The sequence below is a fragment of the Synechococcus sp. F70.1 genome (genome assembly GCF_047502745.1).
Classification (GTDB): Bacteria; Cyanobacteriota; Cyanobacteriia; order Thermostichales; family Thermostichaceae; genus Thermostichus.
On the sequence record NZ_JANSJL010000042.1, the window covers coordinates 22218 to 29732 of the forward strand.

Sequence of the window (7515 nt, forward strand, 5' to 3'; positions counted from 1 at the left end):
CCGTTCACCCTCCCCTCGTGCTCCAGACCTTCTGCCTGCGCTGTCCTGCAGTGAGAATCTTGCTGGACTTTGGTTCCCTGACCAGCCTACCATTGCTCTCCTCCCTGGCCTCCAGCTCTTCCCTGTTGAGACCAGCGGGCTAGATCCCCCTTGGCAGGTTGGGGCAGCCCCCTAGCGCCGTAACTGCTCTGGTAGGGTATCCAGACGGATTAAATCGGCATAAGTTTCCCGCCGCAGGATTAACTGGGCCTTCCCTTGGTTAACCAGCACCGCTGCTGGCCGAGGAAAGCGGTTGTAGTTGGAGGCCATGCTGTAGTTGTAGGCCCCAGTGGCCAACACAACTAGGACTTCGCCGGGCGCTGGGTTGGGCAAAAGCACATCTTTCAAGAGCACATCTCCCGACTCGCAGTGTTTGCCGGCCACTGTCACCCGCTGGGTGGCCTCGGCCTCGGGGCGGTTGGCCAAGAGGGCGGTGTAGCGGGCCCCGTAGGTGATAGGCCGGGGGTTGTCGGACATGCCGCCGTCGATGGTGACATAGAGGCGGCCTTCGGGAAGGTCGTCGCTGGGCGGGATCCACTTCTTGCCCCCCAAGGTATAGGCGGTTACCGCCGCTGGCCCAACCACAGAGCGCCCAGGCTCGCAGAGCACCTTGGGCAGTGGGATCCCAGCGGCGGTGAAACTCTGCTGCACTGCCGTGGCCACCGCTTCCACCCACTCGGAGATGGATGGGGGATCGTCGGACTCGACGTAGCGGATCCCCAGGCCGCCGCCCACATTGAGCTCCTGAAGGGGCAGACCTCTGTCTAGCCCTTGCTGCCAAATGCGGGCCAGCACTCCTGCCAGATCCCGGTGTCCTTGCAGGTCAAAAATCTGAGACCCAATGTGGGCGTGGAGCCCGACGCAGTGCAGTTGGGGATGGGCTGCCAGAAAATCAAACACCTCCGGCAGTTGCCATTGGCCAATGCCGAATTTGCTGTCGGTTTGGCCGGTGCGGATGTACTCGTGGGTGTGGACGTCAATACCAGGGTTAACCCGCACCAACAGACGGGCCGGCCGGTCAGGGGTGGCCAGAGCGGCCAGCTGCTGCAGCTCGTGGAGGCTATCTGCCACCAGAGTGCAGCCTACCTCAAGGGCCATGGCTAGCTCCTCTGCCGACTTGGCGTTGCCGTGCAGGTAGAGATCTTCCCCCTTGGCCCCTGCTTGCAGGGCGGTGTACAGCTCGCCGCCAGAGGCCACGTCCAGACCTAGCCCTTCTTGCAGCGCCAAGGCGCAGATGGCCAGGCAGCTCCAGGCTTTGGTGGCATACAACACCCGATAGCTGCCGGCGTAGCAGCGGGCCCAGCTGTCGCGATAGAGACGGCAGGCCTGCCGCAGGGTCCATTCGTCCAGGATGTAGAGGGGGGAGCCAAACTGGCGCACGAGCTCCACCACGTCACAGCCGCCAATTTCCAGGTGGCCCTGGCTGTTGACGCGGCTGGTTAACGGCTGTAGCGACTGGTTGGGAGAAACCACAGAAGGGGGCGTGCCGAGGGTTGAAACCATAGTTGCCAGCTAAAAGACTGTCTTCCACCCTACCAAGTTTTCTCTCCAGTTTGGCCTCGGGGAGATCCCCTCTACCCCCCTGGGCAGAGATTGCTCCTGGGCATTAGTCTCTTTTTTCTGCTACCATGGAGGACCAGCGTCTATGGGTCGATGCCCGAGTGGTTAAAGGGGGCGGACTGTAAATCCGCTGGCTTACGCCTACGTTGGTTCGAATCCAACTCGGCCCACCATGCCGCCCACGTAGCTCAGTGGCAGAGCACCCCCTTGGTAAGGGGGAGGTCACGAGTTCAATCCTCGTCGTGGGCTTAGGCGCAAGCCCCAAGTTCTGCGGCTTGGGGTTTCTCTTCCCCAGGCTTGGCAATCTCGCCGCTGAGGGAAAAGGCCCGCGTGGCGGTGATGCGCACTGGCACCAGGGATCCCAGCAGTTGTTCAGGATCGCCGTCGAAGAAAACGATGCGGTTGCCGCGGGTACGTCCCATAGCTTGGCGAGGATTTTTGGGGTTGGGGCCCTCCACCAGCACCTCCTGCACCTGGCCCAGCAGGCGAGCGCTGCGGGCGGCAGCCACCTCGGCTACCAGGCGGTTGAGTCGTTGCAGGCGATCGCTTTTTTCCTCTTCCGGCACTTGGTCGGGCCACTCGGCTGCTGGCGTGCCAGGGCGGGGGGAGTAGGCAGCGGTATTGAGGAAATCGAAGCCGATATCCTTCACCAGTTGCAGGGTTTCCTGGAACTGGGCCTCTGTTTCGCCGGGGAAGCCAACGATGGCATCGGCGCTAATGGTGGCTTCAGGTATGTACTGGCGGATGAGCTGGATGAGCTGGCGGTAGCGCTCCTGGGTATAGCCGCGCCGCATCCGCCTGAGGACTTCGTCGCTGCCGGCCTGGAAGGGAATGTGGAAGTGCTCGCACACCTTAGGCAGCTCGGCACAGGTGGCAATGAGCTCTTCCGTGAAGTAGCGCGGGTGGCTGGTGGCAAAGCGGATCCGCTCGATCCCTTCCACTGAGTGGACAAAGCGCAGCAAGCTGGCCAAGTTGGTCTTGGGATCCAGATCCCGCCCGTAGGCGTCGATGTTTTGCCCCAGTAGGGTTACCTCGCGGTAGCCAGCTCGGGCTACGTCCTCCATCTCGGCGCGGATGGCCTGGGGTTGGCGCGATTGCTCCCGTCCCCGCACCAGCGGCACAATGCAGTAGGTGCAGCGCTCGTTGCAGCCGTAGATAACGTTAATCCAGGCTGTTACCCGGCTGTCGCGGCGGGGTTTGGTGATGTCTTCTGGGATCTCGACGGGCTCAGTGGCCACCACTTGGTTGCCGGCCTCCACCTGAGCCAGCAGATCCCCAAGGCGGTTGACGTACTGAGGGCCCATGACTAGATCGAGCTCGGGGACGCGGCGCAGCAGCCGCTCTCCCTCCTGCTGGGCCACGCAGCCGGCCACGATGAGCTTGATGGCGGGGTTTTTCCGCTTGCGCTGCGCCTGGATGCCCAGGTAGGAATACACCTTTTGCTCAGCGTTGTCGCGGATGGTGCAAGTATTAAAAAGAACCAAGTCCGCCTGCAGCGCGTCTTCGGCGCGCACATACCCCAGCGACTCCAGGATCCCGGCCATGCGCTCGCTGTCGGCCCGATTCATTTGACAGCCGAAGGTGATGATGGAGTAGGTGGGAGCAGCCATGGGAAGACCAGAAGACAGGGCAAGCAATCTCTACCTTTGAGCTTAGCGGATCCTTAAGTGAAGCAGTGGCGGCAACTCCAAGGGTTCCCTCGACCCCTCGGGGCGGCCCAAGCTAGGGCTGGCTTTGCCAAAGCAGTGCTCCCCAGGGGACTAGCCGCCGATCCTCAGTCCGGCATGAGGGCGTGAACCTGCTTGCTGCCGTTGGGGTAGAGCAGGGCGCGCTTAGGGCCGTGGATGGGATCCTCGACAATGATGGTCTCGTCGCGGCTGGCCCCCAGCGAGACAATGGCAATCGGCACCTGCATCAACTGGGCCAAAAACTTCAGGTAGTCGTAGGCTTCGGGGGGCAAGTCCTCAACGGAGCGGCAGCCTTTGGTGGAGCACCTCCAGCCGGGCAGGGTTTTGTAGATGGGTTTGCACTGGGCAAAGACCCGAGCGTCACTGGGAAAGTGGTGGATCTCACGGCCCTGGTACTCGTAGGCTACACACACCTTGATCTCGTCTAGAGCATCCAGGACATCCAGCTTGGTGATGGCCAGGCAGTCGAGGCCGTTGATGCGCACAGCGTAGCGCCCGATGACGCCATCAAACCACCCACAGCGCCGCTGCCGCCCTGTAGTGGTGCCGACTTCGCCACCGGCAGATTGCAAATAGGCGCCAATCTCGTCTTTCAGTTCGGTGGGGAAGGGGCCTTCGCCGACGCGGGTGGTGTAAGCCTTGGCTACCCCGATCACCCGGTCGATGCTGGTGGGGCCAACTCCAGCCCCCACGCAGGCGCCGCCAGCAATGGGATGAGAGGAGGTGACGTAGGGGTAGGTGCCATAGTCAATGTCCAGCAGCGTACCCTGCGCCCCCTCAAAGAGGATGTTCTGCCGCTCCTCGATGGCTTGGGTGAGAAGCAGGGCGGCGTCGGTAACATAGGGGCGCAGCCGCTCGGCATAGGCCAGGTATTGTTCGATAATCGGCTCGGGATCCAGGGGGGGCAGGTTGTAGATCTTCTCCAGCAAAACATTCTTGTAGGGAATGGCCCAACTGAGGCGCTCCCGCAGTTGGTCGGGGTACATCAAGTCCACGACGCGGATGCCCATGCGCTCGGCCTTGTCGGCATAGGTGGGGCCAATGCCTCGCCCAGTGGTGCCCAGCTTGTAGATGCCGCGCCGCTCTTCTTCGGCCACGTCGATGAGGCGGTGGTAGGGCAAGGTTACGTGGGCCGTTTCGGCAATGTAGAGGTTGTGGGTGGAGATCCCCAGTTGGTGCAGCTGGTCGATCTCGGCCAGCAAGACTTCGGGATCGATCACCGTGCCGCTGGCGATGACACAGCGCTTATCGGGATAGAGAATGCCAGAGGGAATGAGGTGCAACTTAAAGGTCTGGCCCCCCACCACCACGGTGTGGCCGGCGTTGACGCCGCCTTGGTAGCGGACGACCACATGGGCTTTTTCACTGAGGAGGTCGGTAATTTTCCCTTTTCCCTCGTCGCCCCACTGGGCACCAACAACTACAACGTTTGCCAAAGGCTTCTCCCCCAGTCGGTAATGTAAACAGCACAAAAACCCCTCTTCCGGGGCCGCTGCACTAATTTACCCCATTGCTCCGGCTGGTGTTGAGGGCCTTTGACAAAAAGGTTAACAATCGATTAACTTTTTGCTCTCTCAACTCCCCGGCTTGAACAGGCCAATGGCGGTAACCCGGTTAGAGCCCACCGCAAAGGCAAAAGACAGGCCGAGGGCGTCGTAGTTGACATAGTAGCGGTCGTCGCGCAGGTATTCCCGGCTCCCTTTGGGATAGGGCACGACCTCGTTGTAGCCATTTTCCCCGGGGCCGCCGTAGGTGGCAATGACTTCCGAGTAGGTGGAGCCGATGCGGATCCCTTCGCCAGTCATGGCTTCGGGGTGGGTGGTGTAGATGCGGTCGGCAAAAAAGCTATTGAGGACGCCCGGACGGCGGTAGGCAAAGAGGATGTAGTCCTGCAAGTAGAAGATCTTCAGGTCGCTGTTGGGCTGAAAGACGTTGGCCCGTGACTCGGCGGGGATGAGATCCACGTTGCCCAAAAGGTGGGTGTCGACGTTGCGGGTATCCATGCCCAGGACAAAGCGACCGACGCGGCCCTCTTGAACCAGGACGGTGGGGCGGGGCGGGGGGCTGGGCTGGCGGGGGGGTAGGGCCAGGGCCTCTAGAGCGGCCTTTAGCCAAGCGTCCTCATCTCCCTCTACCTTTTGCAGGGGCACCAAGCCCTGGGCTAAGGAGCGTCCATCGCCGGTCTTCCAGGTGGCCACGGCCAGCTCCACCGCTGCGCCAGAAGGAAGGGCAAAGAAGCGGGTCTGCCGCTCGCTGCCTTGGGCGGTCTGTCCCACAATAACGGTGTTGCCGCTAGCTCCCAACTGAGCTGCCAGGAGGGTGGCCCCCTGGCGGGTGTTGCTGTCGACAAGGACGACCAAGGGGATCCCGGCCGCTAGCGGCAGGTTTTCGCTGTTCCAGCGGGTGGACTGACCAAAGCGGTCTTCGGTAACCAGCAGCGGTTGCACGGAGCGAGGCAAAAATAGGCGCGCCACATCCGCTATCACTTGCGGGTCATAGCCCACCGACCCGCGCAGGTCGAGGACAATGCCCTGGCTGTAATCCTGGGTGTAGAGGGCTTGGCGGATCTGCTGGGCAGTGGCAGGGGTGAGCTCCGGCACCGCTAAGTAAACCTGGCGCGGGCCAATCTGACGCGCCTGGAGAGGTGGGCGAGGACGGTTGAGCAGGTCCCTAAAGCTTTGCGGATCCCAGAAGCGATCGGCGGGATCCCCGTATTCGCGCAGGATCTCTCGAATCAGCTCGTACTCGACTTCGATAGGCGGGCGGGGATCCCTGTAGGTGCGGGTCAACAGGCGGCTGTAGAGGTCGTTGTAGTTGACCGCAGCAGCTTGCTTGCCCGCTTGCCAAGACTCGTTGATGAACAACCTCACCAGGTAGCGCAGATCCTGGCCCATTGGCGGGGAAGCGGCCGGGATCCTGGAAGCAGGGGACACCTCTGGGGACGGAGGAACTGGATCGACTCTCGGCTCCTCAACAGAGGGGACGACCGGCACCGGCGGCAAGCCTGGCTGTCCCATCACTTTGCCAGGAAGGGCTCCGCTGAGCGCCACGACCGTGCCCCACACCCGAATTGCCCGCGTAAACCCCTTCATGGTGGCCTGCCCTTGTTTGCAGATGCTGTGAATAGGATAAACCCTGGGCAATCTGCTCCACCCTGTCGGCAGGGCCAAATGCTTGTTTTTTAAGCCATTAAGACACTACCAGTTGTTTCCCCTTTTGCGGATCCCTTAGCTCTCGGCAGACCAAATTTTGCGGATGGGCAGGGTGAAGCCGGGGAGCACGTCTTCTCCCGACAAGGTTTCTGGGTCTTCCACTAGCTCCGGCGCCTGTCCTGCCCGGTAGATCATCACCCGCTTGGCCTTGGGATCCAAAAGCCACCCCAAGCGACAGCCGTTGTCCAAGTACTCCTGCATCTTGGCCTGGGCTTGAACCCAAGAATCGGTGGGCGAGAGGATCTCCACCACAAAGTCAGGACACAGGGGCAAGAATCCCCGGCGGGTCTGGGGATCCAGAGCCTCCCACTTTTCCAGCGGGATCCAGGCCAGGTCGGGAGAGCGGTCGCTGCCTGAGGGCAGAGAAAACCCCGTGGAAGAATCAAAGGCTTTGCCTCGACCTGATTGGCGGTTCCAGACATAGACTGCCCCCGCAATTTCAAAGTTGAGGTTGCCAATTTCACCTCCGGTTGGAGACATAATCACCAGCTCTCCCTGGGCGGTGCGCTCCAGCTTTAGCTCAGGATTGGCCGCACACAGCCGGATAAAATCCTCCCGCGTCAGAGTCATCAAAGGGCTGAGATTGAGTGTTAAGACCGTCATGGCAGGAACTGGACACTCCCATGCAAAACTTTGTCCGGGCTTGAGGATGGATCCCTGCTGCAATACCTGAGGCGCACCTCTTCTGTGTGCCTGTCAAGCACCATTCTCAGAGCACAAAACCAGTTGGTGGCAAGCTCGTTGAAGTGGGCCAGCGCTGCTTCGGCAAGGGATCCCTCTGCACCCCGATAGAGGTATCGCACCAGGGTATCGGCGACCATGACCTGCACTTCAGTGCCATTGGGCAGTTGACCGACAACATTGCCTGCAAATACGGCGGGTGTTAGCGGATTGGGATCCCTGGCTGAGACTTCAGCCAGAGCATAGTTTTCGGCAACAACGACTGCGCCGGTTTACACCGGGCATAGGTCGAAGAGCTGGCATTCCAAAATCTCCTGGAAGGGGTTACTCTGCTC

General features: G+C 61.2%; 6 protein-coding genes and 2 tRNA genes. 3 read left to right on the forward strand and 5 right to left on the reverse strand.

Features of this window, described 5'->3' with window-relative positions:
- Positions 1-171: 171 nt before the first annotated feature.
- On the reverse strand, positions 172-1542 hold the full coding sequence (gene lysA, locus NW860_RS03425; RefSeq protein WP_414512405.1) for a diaminopimelate decarboxylase: 1371 nt from the start codon (positions 1540-1542) through the stop codon (positions 172-174).
- A 144-nt stretch (positions 1543-1686) separates the two neighbouring features.
- On the opposite strand from lysA, the gene NW860_RS03430 reads away from it, so the two are divergent.
- Positions 1687-1772: transfer RNA gene (locus NW860_RS03430), tRNA-Tyr, on the forward strand.
- A 4-nt stretch (positions 1773-1776) separates the two neighbouring features.
- Positions 1777-1848: transfer RNA gene (locus NW860_RS03435), tRNA-Thr, on the forward strand.
- Here NW860_RS03435 and miaB read toward each other — a convergent pair.
- The 4 genes from miaB to NW860_RS03455 form a co-directional block, all read right to left on the reverse strand.
- Positions 1848-3209 (reverse strand): tRNA (N6-isopentenyl adenosine(37)-C2)-methylthiotransferase MiaB, encoded by a 1362-nt coding sequence (gene miaB, locus NW860_RS03440; protein ID WP_414393726.1) that lies wholly within the window; start codon positions 3207-3209, stop codon positions 1848-1850. The two genes, NW860_RS03435 and miaB, sit on opposite strands and share 1 nt — an antisense overlap.
- 164 nt (positions 3210-3373) lie before the next feature.
- A complete protein-coding gene (locus tag NW860_RS03445) occupies positions 3374-4723 on the reverse strand; it encodes an adenylosuccinate synthase (protein WP_414393723.1) in 1350 nt (449 codons plus the stop codon).
- Positions 4724-4861: 138 nt separating this feature from the next.
- A complete protein-coding gene (locus tag NW860_RS03450) occupies positions 4862-6379 on the reverse strand; it encodes a S41 family peptidase (protein ID WP_414512407.1) in 1518 nt (505 codons plus the stop codon).
- A 135-nt stretch (positions 6380-6514) separates the two neighbouring features.
- Positions 6515-7102 carry a Uma2 family endonuclease gene (locus NW860_RS03455; protein WP_414393719.1) on the reverse strand — a complete coding sequence of 196 codons (588 nt, stop codon included), beginning with the start codon at positions 7100-7102 and terminating at the stop codon, positions 6515-6517.
- Positions 7103-7245: 143 nt separating this feature from the next.
- On the opposite strand from NW860_RS03455, the gene NW860_RS03460 reads away from it, so the two are divergent.
- Positions 7246-7386, forward strand: coding sequence for a hypothetical protein (locus NW860_RS03460; protein ID WP_414393716.1), 141 nt, complete (start codon positions 7246-7248; stop codon positions 7384-7386).
- The last annotated feature ends 129 nt before the right edge of the window (positions 7387-7515 follow it).

Coding starts and splice junctions, on each gene's coding strand:
- lysA (WP_414512405.1), bottom strand. CDS start 1,542: ATGGTTTCAACCCTCGGCACGCCCCCTTCTGTGGTTTCTCCCAACCAG.
- NW860_RS03455 (WP_414393719.1), bottom strand. CDS start 7,102: ATGACGGTCTTAACACTCAATCTCAGCCCTTTGATGACTCTGACGCGG.
- miaB (WP_414393726.1), bottom strand. CDS start 3,209: ATGGCTGCTCCCACCTACTCCATCATCACCTTCGGCTGTCAAATGAAT.
- NW860_RS03450 (WP_414512407.1), bottom strand. CDS start 6,379: ATGAAGGGGTTTACGCGGGCAATTCGGGTGTGGGGCACGGTCGTGGCG.